At 32.5% G+C, this 14,624-nt stretch carries 15 protein-coding genes; 2 read left to right on the forward strand and 13 right to left on the reverse strand.

What is annotated here, in order from left to right; all coding sequences use genetic code 11:
• From ISP02_RS12335 to ISP02_RS12355, 5 genes are all read right to left on the reverse strand, one after another.
• Positions 1–1,017 carry a sugar kinase gene (locus ISP02_RS12335; RefSeq protein WP_195721781.1) on the reverse strand — a complete coding sequence of 339 codons (1,017 nt, stop codon included), beginning with the start codon at positions 1,015–1,017 and terminating at the stop codon, positions 1–3.
• The gene (gene dagF / locus ISP02_RS12340; protein ID WP_195721782.1) at positions 1,010–1,759 is read right to left on the reverse strand and encodes a 2-dehydro-3-deoxy-phosphogluconate aldolase; all 750 of its coding nucleotides are present in this window, start codon (positions 1,757–1,759) and stop codon (positions 1,010–1,012) included. Before dagF ends, ISP02_RS12335 begins: the two co-directional genes overlap by 8 nt.
• Positions 1,759–2,865, reverse strand: a complete 1,107-nt coding sequence (locus ISP02_RS12345; RefSeq protein WP_195721783.1) for a DgaE family pyridoxal phosphate-dependent ammonia lyase — start codon at positions 2,863–2,865, stop codon at positions 1,759–1,761. The genes dagF and ISP02_RS12345 overlap by 1 nt, the downstream gene beginning before the upstream one ends.
• Entirely contained in the window at positions 2,843–3,943 is a 1,101-nt protein-coding gene (locus ISP02_RS12350) for an amidohydrolase/deacetylase family metallohydrolase (RefSeq protein ID WP_195721784.1), read from the reverse strand. The genes ISP02_RS12345 and ISP02_RS12350 overlap by 23 nt, the downstream gene beginning before the upstream one ends.
• 586 nt (positions 3,944–4,529) lie before the next feature.
• Entirely contained in the window at positions 4,530–5,390 is an 861-nt protein-coding gene (locus tag ISP02_RS12355) for a GyrI-like domain-containing protein (protein ID WP_195721785.1), read from the reverse strand.
• Between the two features lie 348 nt (positions 5,391–5,738).
• On the opposite strand from ISP02_RS12355, the gene ISP02_RS12360 reads away from it, so the two are divergent.
• Positions 5,739–5,825: a type I toxin-antitoxin system Fst family toxin gene (locus ISP02_RS12360; RefSeq protein ID WP_195721888.1), complete on the forward strand. Its 87-nt coding sequence runs from the start codon at positions 5,739–5,741 to the stop codon at positions 5,823–5,825.
• A gap of 15 nt (positions 5,826–5,840) precedes the next feature.
• On the forward strand, positions 5,841–6,077 hold the full coding sequence (locus ISP02_RS12365) for a CGNR zinc finger domain-containing protein (RefSeq protein ID WP_195721786.1): 237 nt from the start codon (positions 5,841–5,843) through the stop codon (positions 6,075–6,077).
• Positions 6,078–6,609: 532 nt separating this feature from the next.
• Here ISP02_RS12365 and ISP02_RS12370 read toward each other — a convergent pair.
• The 8 genes from ISP02_RS12370 to rpmH form a co-directional block, all read right to left on the reverse strand.
• Positions 6,610–7,671, reverse strand: a complete 1,062-nt coding sequence (locus ISP02_RS12370) for a WD40/YVTN/BNR-like repeat-containing protein (RefSeq protein ID WP_195721787.1) — start codon at positions 7,669–7,671, stop codon at positions 6,610–6,612.
• Positions 7,672–8,011: 340 nt separating this feature from the next.
• Positions 8,012–8,134: a hypothetical protein gene (locus ISP02_RS13155; protein WP_268933179.1), complete on the reverse strand. Its 123-nt coding sequence runs from the start codon at positions 8,132–8,134 to the stop codon at positions 8,012–8,014.
• 189 nt (positions 8,135–8,323) lie between these two features.
• Complete coding sequence (gene noc / locus ISP02_RS12375; protein WP_195721788.1) at positions 8,324–9,160, reverse strand: nucleoid occlusion protein; 837 nt, start codon at positions 9,158–9,160, stop codon at positions 8,324–8,326.
• Positions 9,161–9,197: 37 nt separating this feature from the next.
• The gene (gene rsmG / locus ISP02_RS12380; protein ID WP_195721789.1) at positions 9,198–9,914 is read right to left on the reverse strand and encodes a 16S rRNA (guanine(527)-N(7))-methyltransferase RsmG; all 717 of its coding nucleotides are present in this window, start codon (positions 9,912–9,914) and stop codon (positions 9,198–9,200) included.
• A gap of 1 nt (position 9,915) precedes the next feature.
• The gene (gene mnmG, locus ISP02_RS12385; protein WP_195721790.1) at positions 9,916–11,793 is read right to left on the reverse strand and encodes a tRNA uridine-5-carboxymethylaminomethyl(34) synthesis enzyme MnmG; all 1,878 of its coding nucleotides are present in this window, start codon (positions 11,791–11,793) and stop codon (positions 9,916–9,918) included.
• A gap of 16 nt (positions 11,794–11,809) precedes the next feature.
• On the reverse strand, positions 11,810–13,189 hold the full coding sequence (mnmE, locus tag ISP02_RS12390; RefSeq protein ID WP_195721889.1) for a tRNA uridine-5-carboxymethylaminomethyl(34) synthesis GTPase MnmE: 1,380 nt from the start codon (positions 13,187–13,189) through the stop codon (positions 11,810–11,812).
• A 139-nt stretch (positions 13,190–13,328) separates the two neighbouring features.
• Positions 13,329–13,676, reverse strand: a complete 348-nt coding sequence (gene rnpA, locus ISP02_RS12395; RefSeq protein ID WP_195721791.1) for a ribonuclease P protein component — start codon at positions 13,674–13,676, stop codon at positions 13,329–13,331.
• 164 nt (positions 13,677–13,840) lie between these two features.
• Positions 13,841–13,978: a 50S ribosomal protein L34 gene (gene rpmH / locus ISP02_RS12400; RefSeq protein WP_000240855.1), complete on the reverse strand. Its 138-nt coding sequence runs from the start codon at positions 13,976–13,978 to the stop codon at positions 13,841–13,843.
• Positions 13,979–14,624 lie beyond the last annotated feature (646 nt).

Genomic DNA, 14,624 nt, shown 5'->3' on the forward strand with positions numbered 1-14,624 from the left:
TTACCTCTCAATATCATTTTTATCATTATTTATAACTTTTATTATATCATCAGTATCAAACAATGGTGTATCTCCGGAAATTGTATGTGCTAACACACAAGAAGCAGTTGAAAATGTCACAGTATCCTGAGGATTCATATCTGAGAGTTCACCATGAATAATGCCACAAGTATAAGCATCACCAGTACCAATTCTATCTAAGATATCAAAATCAAATTCTTTAGAGTAATACATATTACCATCGTCATATAAGTAACCTTTAATAGTATTATGATTGCTTCCTTGTACAGTTCGAATCGTCCCTGCAATCTTTTTTATATTATATTTACGTGCTACCCAGGGTAATAAATCTTCTAATTTTTCTTCTTTTGTCTCTTTATTCGTTGATAATCCCAAGGTTTGAATAGCATCTTTTTCACTCATTATAACGATGTCTGCTTCTGATAAAATAGTTTCATAGTATGGTTTAGCAAGTTGATTCCCATTTTCTCCCCATAGTGAAGGTCTAAAATTACAATCAAAAACTACTTTAACATTACTTTCCTTTGCTAATTTCACCAGTTTTAAAACGTTATCTCGTGTTAACTGATTCATGGCTAATGTGATACCGCATATATGCAAAACATCAACTTCTTTTAATGATTGTAGCAAGTTAAATTTTGAAATATCAGTAACATTAAAACTACTTTGTTGTCTATTGGTATACGTCACATTGCTTGGACGATTACCAAACCCTTTTTCTAAAAAATACATGCCTAAATTGTTATCGTTTTTAATTACTAAATTACTTTGAATCCCTAACCTACGTATTGCGCCAATAGCGGATGACCCAATTGAATTATCTGGTACAGCACTAATTAAGCTAGAAGTATATCCAAATTGTGATAACAACCCAGCAACATTGACTCCCGTACCAGTAAACGAATATTTCAAATCTTCTGCTTGTCTTAACAAGAGATTATCAGGCACTTCCAAACGCATCATTATTTCTCCGTATGCTACAATATGTTTATTCATATTGATCAACTAGTTTTTTCATTTTATAAGCTAACCATTCTACATCTTCAATACGAGTTAAACCTGTCTCCTTATCAATAATAGAAGAGTAGACATGCGGTATAATTTTTGGCACATGATTATCTAAAGCAATTTTTAGAATTTCTTCAAAATTTTCCTTGGTAATACCCCCTGTAGGCTCTAAGCCGAAATTCATAGCCCCACATGCTTCAGCCACAGCTTTATATTCCTCGATTGTATCTAGACCGCTCATTGGGAAGAATTTAATAGAATCTCCACCCATGTCTTTGATTAAATTAATAGCAGCTGTTATTGGTATAATTGCTTTTTCAGAACCTTCACTACTTATTGGACCTGTGGAAATATTGACATAGCCTACTCTACCTGTAGGTGATACTAAAGCGTTAACCCAAGATGCCTCATGCGCATTAGCTGTTGTTTGCCCTACGCTTGTAAATACTTGATTAATATGTGAACCTTGATAATCTTTAGCAATATCTGATACCACTTGTGCTTGTCTATTATCACCAGCGCCTAATCCAATCGATATTGCATCGTCAACATGTGCACCAAAGTCACGCATACTAGTTACCGCATCTTTGACAGTGTCATAATCTTTTGATAATACGCCAATAACTACATTTTTATTTGCAGCTTCATATACATCTTTAATATTTTGTTCACCTTTAGCTAATACATTAAGTGTCGCTCTATTTTTATAAAATCTTTCTAATATCTTCATTAAATTTTACCCTCCACGATTTGAGTAATAGTTTTATATATTATCTCCATTTCACCGTTCTTTAATGGTCTAGGATCTATATCAAAGAATCCTTGTTTAACACCATAATCACGTGTATAAATAGCAATATCGGCCGACTTTAGTTTCTCAACAAATAACTCTGCAGTTAAATTTAAAATTGATGAATCCACATATACACGTGTTCTATATATTTCTCTACCTGCTTCATCCTGTACGATTTCTAACTTAATACCTTGATAGTTATTAATTGCTTCTAATTTTTGTAGCTCTTGCTTTTCATTTTCAGAATTGTCCACTTTCTCAAAATATTCATCTAAAGCTTGTAATAACCCAAAAGTTGATTCTTTACCTACTTTCATACTTCTTCCTATAAAATGTAATTGCATTTTTGTAGCTTCAACAAATGTTTTTTTACCGGCAACTATGCCAGTTGTAGGACCTTGTATTGCTTTAGAACCACTGAAGATAGCTATATCTGAGCACTGTATATATTTTTCCAAATCTTCTTCTGCAGCTGCGTCGACAATAAATGGAATGTTATTTTTATGCGCTACTTCATATACTTCTTCTACAGATGCCATATTTTTTTGAACAGCATGATGTGACTTCACATAAAGAATAGCTGCTGTATTTTCATTAATGGCTTCTTCTATATGTTTGTTTTTCCCTTCATTTGCGTAACCCACTTCAACTACTGAACCCCCGCCTAAATAAATCATGGTTTCTATGGGAGCCCCATATTGAACATTATGTCCCTTAAATAAAATCACTTCATTTTTATCAATTTTATCATTATGCAATCTTTGACTTTTACGCTCATTTCCTCCTGTGATGACACCAGCAATTGATAATGCTATGCCACTTGAAGCAGAGTTTACAACCACAGCATCTTCTGCATTAATCTTATTCGCGATATATGCGCCAGATTTATCAACTAAATCTGCCATCTCTACGTAATTTTGTCCACCAAATTTCATCGCGTCCATTACTGAATCTGTTGGTGAGGAAACGCCGAGAATACTCATTCTCCCACTCGCATTAATCACTTGTTTCAACCCATATTTATAATTTAATGAATTTTCCATTTGCTACTACGCCTCTTTCTTTAATAATTTGATTACTTTTAACAGTTTGTTTCGACGAATCAATAAGCATTTGCTCTTCTTCAACCACGTCAAATATAGTTAGATTCGCTATACTACCCTCTCTAAATTCTGCTAATTTAGGTTTATTAATAATTTCTGCGGGTTTTTGCGTTACTGCGTCTATAATTTCTTTTAACGTATATCCTAAATATAAAAATTTAGATAATACATTCGCTAAACTATATACTGGTCCTTCTACTCTATTCTTTTTATAAATATCCGTACTTATCGAATCAAAATGAATATTAGCATTTCGTGCTTGTTTTGCTACCTCAAATGAAAAACTGGCATTACCATGACCAACGTCTAAATTAACACCTCGGTTAATCGCTTCTGTCAATATTTTCAAAGGTCCACCGTTATCATCAAACAGGTTATTATCTTTGCCATTTAAGAAATGGGTAATTACATCTCCTTTTCGTAATAAAGGTATTACCTCCTGGATTTTTGGTGGAGCAGAACCAATATGAGTCATAATAGGTAATTTCAACTGTTCACTAATTGCTACAGCTTTTTCCAAAGGTATCGTGCCATTACCTTTTACAACACTACTACTTATGCGTGATTTTAAACCAATAACCATATCTTTATACTGGTGTGCGGCGGCAATACATTGTTGTTGATCTATCCAAGTTAAATTAGATAGTTCATCAATTCTTTCAAGCCCTATTTTTGATATATTTAAAAATGAGAATACATTTGTCTCACTAGTTAACGCCCGATTATATAATTCATCGATTCTATCTGCACCACAACTTCCAGCATCAACAATTGTAGTGACACCTTGTTTCACTCCTATCTCATCAATCTCGTCTCCATATGGACTAAAATCCGAAAATGCATGTACATGTAAATCAATCCACCCGGTTGATAAATAAGAATTTGACCCATCAAAAAGTATGGGTCCCTCTAACGTTTCGTGCTCTCCAATCGTTTTAATTATGCCTTCTTCAAGAAAAATATCGATACGTTCATTGTTTACTGTGGAGATATTTTTTATTATTCCTGTACTTTTCACATTATCTCACCTCTCGAAAAGATTATAACATTATAATGTTTGTAAGCGCAATCATTATAATGTTTGTTTAAAATGTAATACGTAAACAATAACCTAAATTATTCACTCTCCGTATTTTTTATTCTAATTGAAGTCATTCATAATAAATGAATTTTAGGTACATTCATTAGATGGAAACAATATACTTATGATTAGCTGAAACCTCTTCCCCATTTGAGAAAACAGAAAGTAAGATGTTATTTATATTATGATATACAAATAACGCCCTCTGATAAGACATTAAACTTATGCTTATCAGAGGGCGTACTTTATGTCATAATCTTTGAGCAATCTATTATGACAGCATGAAATGCTAATAGGTTTAAATTTAATTTTCGGCAATAATCATTGAACTTTCGATTTTTGTATTAATTGAGTAATGTGGAAAGTAAATATAAATACAATGATCAGCCAAATATAATCATTTTCATAATATTAGTTGTCAGACTAAATAATGTACCTAATAGCATAGCAGATGAAGAAAATATTAAAGAAACAACAAATATCAATATTTGAAACCATAAACAAAAATACTTAAAACTAATTATTAATTAGTAACTGCAACCCAAATTTCACTATAAGCCGTATTTTGATTTGAATCATTAAATTTCGTAAAAGAAAACATTGGTACATTAGCTAATTTATATTCTGTTTCTGGCAACCATTCAGAATAAATTTTAGCATATGTGTCTTGTAATTTTTTAGGAAACTCACCTTCATTTTCAAAGACTATCCATTTACTTTTATCAATGTTTATAACATCAAGTTGATCACTGATAGTATTTTCAGTTGTCAATACACCCATCATATGAGTTAAATAACCTTCTTCTTTAACAAAATCTTCGTCAGCATTATATGAAACATTTACGATTTCTTTAGGCTCAATGTTTTGCAAATTATACATTTCTTTCTTTTGCTCTTCAGTAATACTATTTGCTAATTTTTCAATTTCATTATTAACACCTTCAAATTGCATAGGAACACGTTTTTCAACACCTACTATATTAATTTTTGGCAACTCTACAATTCTAGTTTTCATGTTTAAACCTCCTTTAACATTAATATTAAATGAAAGTTTTGGATATGAAATTAAAACTTGGTTTTTGTATATTTGAGATGGTAAATACCCACTCCATTCTTTAAAAGACTTTGTAAAACCATCAATTGAATATCCATATTTTATAGCTACACTCGTTACTGATTCTTTATTTAATAAATCTTTGTTAGCAAAATACAATTTTCTTTTTTTTATATACTCAGATAAACCAATACCAGTAAGAAATATAAATAAATTTCTATAATGTTGCTCGGGTAAACCAACAAAATTCGCTATATCATATAAATTTAAATCTTTTGTTAAATTCTGATCTATATAATCTATAGAATCATTTAAATTTTTTAATATCATATCCATCACCTTTCGACTTTATATTAACTAATAACAAAACAAATAACTCGTTAATCTATATATAAAAATTGTCGAGTCATTAAATAAGACGTATCAATCACCGCTAGACCCATTTCTTCACATTTTATACATCGTTGTTATCATACGTTTATATTTTTTCATTTATCGTTTGAGTGTATATTTATGTATGAATAACACAAGTGACGTTAACACTTATATGATACATATGTTACTCATATATTGCATTATTTTATATTAAACATAATTCATACTTAGCGGAAGTCCTTATGCTTGTGCATTTACAGATGAATATAACAATGGAGTCGTCTATCTCTCAGTTGCTAATCTTTGCTAGAACTCCTTGCTTACACCAAGGTCACAGTCATCAGTGGTTGTATTATTGCGTTATTTACGCATTGGCTACGTAATCGTTAAGATAAAGGTAAAAATATGGATTTAATCTATACTGGTAAAACGATAAAAGATAATATAGGATATATTGTTATTAATAATTTAATTGATACTTTAAATCATTATGACACTAATCGACTTAGACAATGTTATCATGAAAACTGTATTTGCTATTTTCTTGATACATCAAAATCTGGAAAAAGAAAATGGTGCGATATGGAAACATGTGGCAATAGGAAAAAAGCAACCAAACATTATCAAAGACATAAAATTTGATGATACAATATGAATTGCGTTTGACGCACATATAATAATTCGCTTGCTAATGACAAATTATCCACTTTATTAATACAATTATTTTGTCCAATTAAGGTATATTAACAATGAACGTCATTTTAATCACTGTTGGTCAAAAAAGTTAAACCCTATTAAACAGTCAGCCAATTAAAGGGAGAGCGGGACAAAAATCTTATTTTTATAAGAAGATTCTGTAGTCCCACCCCGGCAAAGATGACTAGAGTTGAAAGCAGCTTGATATAAGCGCATTTTCAATATAGTCATCTACTGCCCATATAAAAGTAGAGCCTGAAGACAATATGACGCGGTGACCCCAATTTAGGGGTTCAGTGCCATGATGTCCCAGGCTCTATTTATTATATCCAATAATCAAATTGTGTCATTATAAAAGTCGCTCTATTGCTTTATCGCTTAATTAAACTGACTTTCATATGCTTGAAAAAATGTAGTTATTTGTTCTTCAAAAGGAGATTTATCGATCAGTAATAACCACCTTTAGCACATTCAACTTTTAAACTATTGGCATTATTTGATGCGCATGTTGGCTACTAAATTCATGTGGCCAATTAACATTAAGTTGTTGCCATTTTTGACCACCATTTTCAGAATAAAAGACACCTTTATTATTAGCAGCATAAAACATACCCTCATATTCAGTTAATGCTGAAACAATAGTACCTTGTTGTTCCGGTAAGCCTTCCGTTGCTTCTATCCATTGCTCATTTTTGTCTCTGTGTCGATAATAAATTGTTGATTCCGTTTCATCTGTATAACTATGTGCTGTATAAGGAGATTTTGCTGTAGCAATAACAAGTTGGTCATCTTCATTAACAGCTAAATTATAACCATATTTAGCTGTTATACCTTCATTAATATCTTGCCATGACGCTCCATAATCTTCGCTTTCTATTACTGTACCATGGCCACTATTTAAAAATGCATCGCCACATACACCATATAGTTTATTAGGTTTCGTTGGATGCGTACGTAAAACATGTATATCTACAGGAGCATGATTAGCACTATTAGCCTGCCAACTCTCACCGTAATCTTCTGAATACAACATGCCACCTGCTTCTACAGTGACATAAATTTTTTCTGGCTGGTGAAGATTACTTGCTTGCCATTTAACATGATGTGTATATGGTCTGGGCGGAAAGAACCATTTATCTTTACCTTCAATATTGGAAAAATCTGTTACTAATTCAAAACTTTCACCATGGTCATAAGAGACGAACAATGCACTCGGCTCAGTCCCCACAAGTAACATAGACTGGCCGTCTTTTACTTTATATACTTTCACCGAAGTCACACGTGTCATGTGCAAGTCTTCTTGTTTGAAAGCATCATTATTTTTAAAACGTGTACCTATTGGTATCCATGTTTCCCCACTATCGTCACTTTTCCATAATCCACGATCAAAAGTACCACAATAAATTATATTTGTATCGACAGGATCTTGTGTTACAGCAATAGGATTAGCTCCTTTAAATTTTGATTCTATACGATATCCGTTATTTTCCTGTGTAAATAAAAGTAGTGCATTATCATATGTTACTACGAATTGTTTCATACAAATATCACTCTATTCCCATTATTTTTATAACGCTGTTAAATCTAATTTATAGTCCAAACATATTACTATTTAATGTTGGAAGCAATGAAAGCAACTTGTTTCTTAACTATATATACCCAATTATTATTTATAATAAAAAACGCTAGACTACTGAACATAATATTTACCAGCAATAGTACAACCAAAAGAATATACATTCTTTTCTTCGCTATTAAATCAAATCATCCCAATAAAAGTTAAGACTGTACTAGCATAACAATTCTACTCGGTAAGACTGACAGCACAATTAAACATTAATGTGAACTGACTCTTTTCCCCTACAATTCTTACTAAAAATTTATAAATAACTAGCTGGTATTACTATAAAGTATTCAGTGAATATTACTGCTACGATTGCTATTATATTTAAAATAATCCCATGTGCTGAATCTACAACTAAAAGTTTATTTATTTCGATCACAATTAATCTTTTAACTATAAAATAAGTAATCGCTAGATCAACTATACAAATTAAAACTAATACATTTGATGCTCCTTCGTTGTCACGTGCTACTTTATATTAAATTTAATACCTTTATTTTTACAACATGCTTTTGTCCGTAAAAAAGCTCTAACTCTCCTGATCGGAAAATTAGAGCTTATATAAGTTCTATTTGTATAATTTTATTTTAATCTCATAGTAATCATCATATTCTTTACCTTTGTGTTCAACTTGAACACCTGATTTTTCAATCGTTTCTATACTTTTACCAACTTCGTCTCGTGCCTGTGTTAAATCTTTAGAAAATTGAAATTTCTGTGCCTTAACTTTTTCAGGTCCTACCTTTTGTTTTACACGTGCTTCTGTTTGCTTAACGTTTAACTTCTGGCTAATAATTTGTTCTACCATCTCAGCTTGATCTTCTTGAGATAGGCTTAATAACGCACGCGCATGTCGTTCTGTAATTTTATTCTCACGTAATCTCTCTATAACTTTTGGCGTAAGTTTTAATAATCGTAATTTGTTGGCGATAAAACTTTGACTCTTTCCAACACTTTTAGCCAACTCGTGTTGCGTCGTATCACCAATATCTAATAATTTCTTATACGCTTCCGCTTCTTCAATCACAGATAAATTTTCACGTTGTATATTTTCAATCAAAGCTACGACTGCAGTCTCTTCGTCATCTAACGAACGAATAATCACATCGGCATGCGTATGTTGCAATGATTGTAACGCTCTAAAACGACGTTCACCAGCAATAATTTCATACATATCTTCTTCAATTGGACGCACAACGATAGGTTGAAGTAAACCATGTTCAGCTATTGATTCTGCAAGTTCTTTTATTTTATTTGGCTCAAATACTTGTCTTGGTTGATAACGGTTAGGTACGATTCGTTCAATGTGTATAGACTCAACATTATTATTGTGCTCTTCTTCGATATAACCAACAATGTCATCTTTATTTTTTAAACCAAATAATTTAGAAAAAGGTTTTTTCATAATTAATGCGCTCCCTCTAAATTAGTTGTTATTGCTACTATTTTGTTAATGGTGATTTATTCGGCATACCTGGTTTTCTAGGATATTTTTTAGGCGTTAAACTTCTTTTCTCAAAAATCATCATTTGCCGTTCACCAGCATCTTCTGGTAATTCGTACGAAATCATTTGTTCTAGCTTACCACCGAAAATGCCAATACCAAATTTAGCATCATCTAATTCTTCATCACCTTTGGTCGATTTTAATGCTATAAATCGCCCACCTTTTTTAACAAGTGGTAAACATAACTCGCTTAACACTGAAAGACGTGCAACGGCTCTCGCTGTAACAATATCATAAGACTCCCTGCAGTCTCCTCTACCGAATGTTTCAGCACGATCGTGTACAAAGCTTACCCGCTCTAATTCTAGTTCAGCTGCTAAATGATTTAAAAATTGAATACGCTTGTTTAAAGAATCAACAATTGTAACTTTCAACTCAGGGTAAACGATTTTTAATGGAATACTAGGAAAACCTGCACCAGCACCAACATCACAAACACTATAATCTTTATCCATATCAGTATAAAAACTTGGCGCTATTGAATCATAAAAATGTTTTAAATAAACGTCATGTTCATCTGTAATACTCGTAAGATTCATTTTTTCATTCCATTCAACTAGCAGTTCGTAATACTTTTGAAATTGCTGTTGCTGTTGTTCAGATAAAATTATATCTTGTTCTGCCAGCTGGTCAGTTAACCATTGTATACTCATGTTAATTATCCACCTTTTGGATTTTTCCTTGTTCTAAATACACTAATAAAATAGAAATATCTGCAGGATTAACACCAGAAATACGTGATGCTTGTGCAATATTTAATGGCTTAACTTCTTTAAGTTTTTCACGTGCTTCTGACGCTAGGCTTTCTACTTTAGAATAATCGATGTTTTCAGGAATTTTCTTCTCTTCCATACGTTTTACTTTTTCAACTTGTTGTAATGATTTATTGATATAACCTTCGTATTTAGTTTGAATTTCAACTTGTTCCTCAACATCTGCTGGTAACTTATGACTTTCTTCTAAAATATCTAAAATAATATTATAAGTCATTTCAGGACGACGTAACAATTCAATAGCTAAAATACCATCTTTTAGAATTGAACCACCGTGAGATTCAATTATTTCTTGTACACGTTCATGTGGTTTAATACGGATTGACGCTAAACGATCTTGCTCGGCTTTAATAAGATCACGTTTTTCATTAAATCTTGCGTAGCGTTCTTCTGAAACCATGCCTAACTCATAACCTAAATCTGTTAAACGTAAGTCTGCATTATCATGACGTAATAGTAAACGATATTCGGCACGAGAAGTTAATAGACGATATGGTTCATTCGTACCTTTAGTTACTAAGTCATCAATAAGTACACCGATATATGCATCGGAACGACTTAAAATCGTTTCACCTTTACCAAGTACTCTTCCAGCAGCATTAATACCCGCCATAATACCTTGTCCAGCCGCTTCTTCATAGCCTGATGTACCGTTAATTTGACCAGCAGTATATAAGTTTTTAATTTTCTTAGTTTCTAAAGTAGGCCATAGTTGTGTCGGTACGATCGCATCGTATTCAATAGCATAACCTACTCGCATCATATCAGCATGTTCTAATCCTGGAATTGTAGCTAACATTTGTCTTTGTACATGTTCAGGTAAACTTGTTGATAAACCTTGGACATACACTTCATTAGTTGAACGTCCTTCTGGTTCTAAGAATAATTGGTGACGTGGTTTATCATTGAAACGAACAAATTTATCTTCGATAGATGGGCAATATCTAGGACCAGTTCCTTTTACCATTCCTGAGTACATTGCAGAAAGATGTAAATTGTCATCTATAACTTTATGCGTTTCTTCATTTGTATAAGTTAACCAACAAGGCAATTGGTCTAAAATATATTCAGTCGTATCAAAACTAAATGCTCTACCTACATCATCACCTGGTTGAATTTCTGTTTTATCATAATCGATAGTTTTAGCATTTACGCGTGGTGGTGTACCTGTTTTAAATCTAACAACTTCAAAGCCTAATCCTCTTAAATTATCAGCTAAAGTAACTGAAGGCAATTGATGATTAGGACCACTTGAATATTTCATGTTACCGAGAATAATTTCTCCACGTAAAAAAGTACCTGTAGTGACAATGACCGCTTCTGCAAAATATTCAGAGCCAATATTTGTACGTACGCCTTTAATCACTTCGTCTTCAATAATTAAATCATCAACCATACCTTGCATAACTTCTAGATTTTCTTCTTCTTCAATCACGCGTTTCATTTCTTGTTGATATAATACTTTATCCGCTTGTGCGCGTAACGCACGTACTGCTGGACCCTTACCTGTATTTAGCATACGCATTTGAATGTGTGTGCGGTCTATAGCTTTTGCCATTTGTCCACCTAATGCATCAATTTCACGTACGACAATACCTTTAGCCGGGCCTCCTACTGATGGGTTACATGGCATAAACGCAATGTTGTCTAGATTAATCGTTAGCATTAACGTTTTTGCACCACGTCTAGCTGATGCTAGACCCGCTTCAATTCCAGCATGTCCGGCTCCGATTACAATGACATCATATTTTTGAGCCATAAATTATTTCCTCCTTTTATTTTCCTAAACAGAACTGACTAAATAATTGATCTATAAGTTCGTCACTAGCCGATTCTCCGATAATTTCACCTAAAATTTCCCAAGTTCTTGTTAAATCAATTTGCACCATATCCATTGGCACTCCTGACTCCGCTGCATCAATTGCATCTTGTATCGCATTGCGTGCTTGCTTTAGTAATGAAATGTGACGTGAGTTTGAAACGTAAGTCATATCTTGATTTTGAACGTCTCCACCAAAGAATAAGTCTCTAATTTGTATTTCTAATTCATCTATACCTTCTTGCTTTAACATTGAGGTTTCTATTAGAGGTGTCTCCCCTATCATCTCATGTACTTCACCTAAATCTAAATTTTGTTCTAAATCCATTTTATTGATAATTACAATGGCATCTTCGTTTTTAATTACTTCATATAATTGTTTATCTTCATGAGTTAAAGGTTCATTGTAATTTAAGACGAATAATATTAAATCTGCTTCACTAAGTGCTTTCCTTGAACGTTCCACACCAATACGTTCTACGATATCCTCAGTATCTCTAATACCTGCCGTATCTACTAAACGCAATGGCACGCCACGCACATTAACATATTCTTCTAATGTGTCTCTTGTCGTTCCCGCTACTTCTGTTACGATAGCTTTATTATCTTGTATTAAATTGTTTAACATGGAAGATTTACCTACGTTCGGTTTGCCAACGATAACTGTTGAAAGACCCTCACGCATAATCTTACCTTGTGTACCTGTATCTAATAATTTGTTAATTTCGCCTTTAATTTGTTGTGCTTGTTTAAGTAAAAATTCAGTCGTTGCATCCTCAACGTCATCATATTCCGGATAATCAATATTTACTTCTACTTGTGCAAGGATTTCGAGAATGGATTGACGCTGTCGCTTAATCATATCACTTAAACGTCCTTCAATTTGATTCATAGCGACTTTAGAAGCACGATCTGTTTTAGAACGTATAAAATCCATGACTGCTTCTGCTTGAGATAAATCTATACGACCATTTAAAAATGCTCTTTTAGTAAATTCCCCTGGTTCAGCCATACGTGCACCGTGAGTCATAGTTAATTCTAATACACGGTTAATGGTTAATATCCCACCATGACAATTGATTTCTATTATATTCTCTCGAGTGAAAGTTTTAGGGGCACGCAATACAGAAACCATAACTTCTTCTATAACTTCATTCGTTTCCGGATCGATAATATGTCCATAGTTTATAGTATGAGTTTGTACTTCTGCTAACTTTTGCTTACCGCTGTAAAGTTTATCTGCAATTTCAATTGCGTGGACACCTGATAAACGTACAATACCAATTGCACCTTCACCCATAGGTGTTGAGATACTCGCAATCGTGTCTAATTCCATCATCCTTCTCGCCTCCTTCTCACATAATTTATTACTGTAATATTGTAAAGACTTTCTCTTTAAAAAGCTAACAAATTGACTACCAACGTTGGTGTTAGTCTGCGGTTTGTCTGAGGTAAGACACGCGTGTGTCTAAAATCTACTTAATTCTCTTATTGAATACTTTAGCTATTTTAAGTACATGTTCTAAACTCGCTTGCATTTCTAAGGTCGTCATATTCTTAGCTGGCTGTCTAGCTATTACTATGATTTCTGCGGGAATAATATCGTTTTTATGTACTTTAAAGTTTTCTCTAATTCCTCTTTTAATTCTATTTCTAACAACTGCATTGCCAAGTTTTTTAGATACACTTATACCTAGTCTAAAGTGTTCTAATTCTTCTTTATATTTTACATATACAACAAACTGCTTATTTGCGACAGATTTTCCCTTCTTATAGATAAATTGAAAATCTTTATTCCTTTTAATACGATAAGCTTTTTCCACTCACAATCACTCGCCTGTCTTTATCTTCAATTAATCATATCGTGTCTATAAAAACAACAATCAGTATTAGTCATTATTATCATTTATAGTCGTATAGTAACAAATTCTAAACACTGAAACAGCTATTTAAAATCAAAAAAAAGACCACTGATGAGTCAGTGATCTTATGCAGATAAAACTTTACGGCCTTTACGACGACGACGTGCTAAGACTTTACGTCCGTTTTTAGTGCTCATGCGTTTTCTGAAACCATGAACTTTACTATGTTTACGTTTATTTGGTTGATAAGTACGTTTTACCATGCAAAAACACCTCCATCTTTATTCAGTTATCTAACTATTATATAGATAAATTAAGTATACGTTTCTGCTAATTAGTCTTGATTTAACTCTACTAATTTCTAGTCATAATTCAAGCAACTACTAAAATATAACAAATTCTATTTTATAAAGCAAGAACAATTTTAACTACATAAGTGAGCGATTTACGCCAAAATACCATATGTAGCCTTTCTTATCGATGAAAATCCGAACATTATTATTCATTTTACATACGCATTCTATACTTTATTTCCCGAGATGTAAAAAAACAGTTTATAGAAAGTGTTTTAATTTATCCACTTATACACAATTAAAAATGGAAAAGCTGTGGATAATATGTTACGTTTTCACAAGTTATTAGGATAATTACTAACATATTCACAGCCATTTGACAGGTAATGCTGTTAAAAAGTATAATTATGTGGATAAGTCATCAAATATTGATAGATATAAGGTTTAATTTATTAGATTATGTACAAACCGCTGTGTATAAATCATGATATGTGAAAAGTTATCCACTGAATGTTATTAACTTGTGGATAATTATCAACATGTTGTGATTATTTTTATCCACGCATGTGTTTTCTGTGTATAAGTCGAAAATTTATGGAATATGGAGTTAGTTATT

Origin of the sequence: Staphylococcus durrellii (assembly GCF_015594545.1) — a bacterium.
Lineage (GTDB): Bacteria > Bacillota > Bacilli > Staphylococcales > Staphylococcaceae > Staphylococcus > Staphylococcus durrellii.

Excerpts from the sequence above, each read along its gene's own strand:
- ISP02_RS12345 (WP_195721783.1), bottom strand. The coding sequence starts at position 2,865 with ATGGAAAATTCATTAAATTATAAATATGGGTTGAAACAAGTGATTAAT.
- noc (WP_195721788.1), bottom strand. The coding sequence starts at position 9,160 with ATGAAAAAACCTTTTTCTAAATTATTTGGTTTAAAAAATAAAGATGAC.
- rsmG (WP_195721789.1), bottom strand. The coding sequence starts at position 9,914 with ATGAGTATACAATGGTTAACTGACCAGCTGGCAGAACAAGATATAATT.
- rpmH (WP_000240855.1), bottom strand. The coding sequence starts at position 13,978 with ATGGTAAAACGTACTTATCAACCAAATAAACGTAAACATAGTAAAGTT.
- ISP02_RS12370 (WP_195721787.1), bottom strand. The coding sequence starts at position 7,671 with ATGAAACAATTCGTAGTAACATATGATAATGCACTACTTTTATTTACA.
- ISP02_RS12355 (WP_195721785.1), bottom strand. The coding sequence starts at position 5,390 with ATGATATTAAAAAATTTAAATGATTCTATAGATTATATAGATCAGAAT.
- mnmE (WP_195721889.1), bottom strand. The coding sequence starts at position 13,189 with ATGGAATTAGACACGATTGCGAGTATCTCAACACCTATGGGTGAAGGT.
- dagF (WP_195721782.1), bottom strand. The coding sequence starts at position 1,759 with ATGAAGATATTAGAAAGATTTTATAAAAATAGAGCGACACTTAATGTA.
- ISP02_RS12365 (WP_195721786.1), top strand. The coding sequence starts at position 5,841 with ATGGATTTAATCTATACTGGTAAAACGATAAAAGATAATATAGGATAT.
- ISP02_RS12335 (WP_195721781.1), bottom strand. The coding sequence starts at position 1,017 with ATGAATAAACATATTGTAGCATACGGAGAAATAATGATGCGTTTGGAA.
- mnmG (WP_195721790.1), bottom strand. The coding sequence starts at position 11,793 with ATGGCTCAAAAATATGATGTCATTGTAATCGGAGCCGGACATGCTGGA.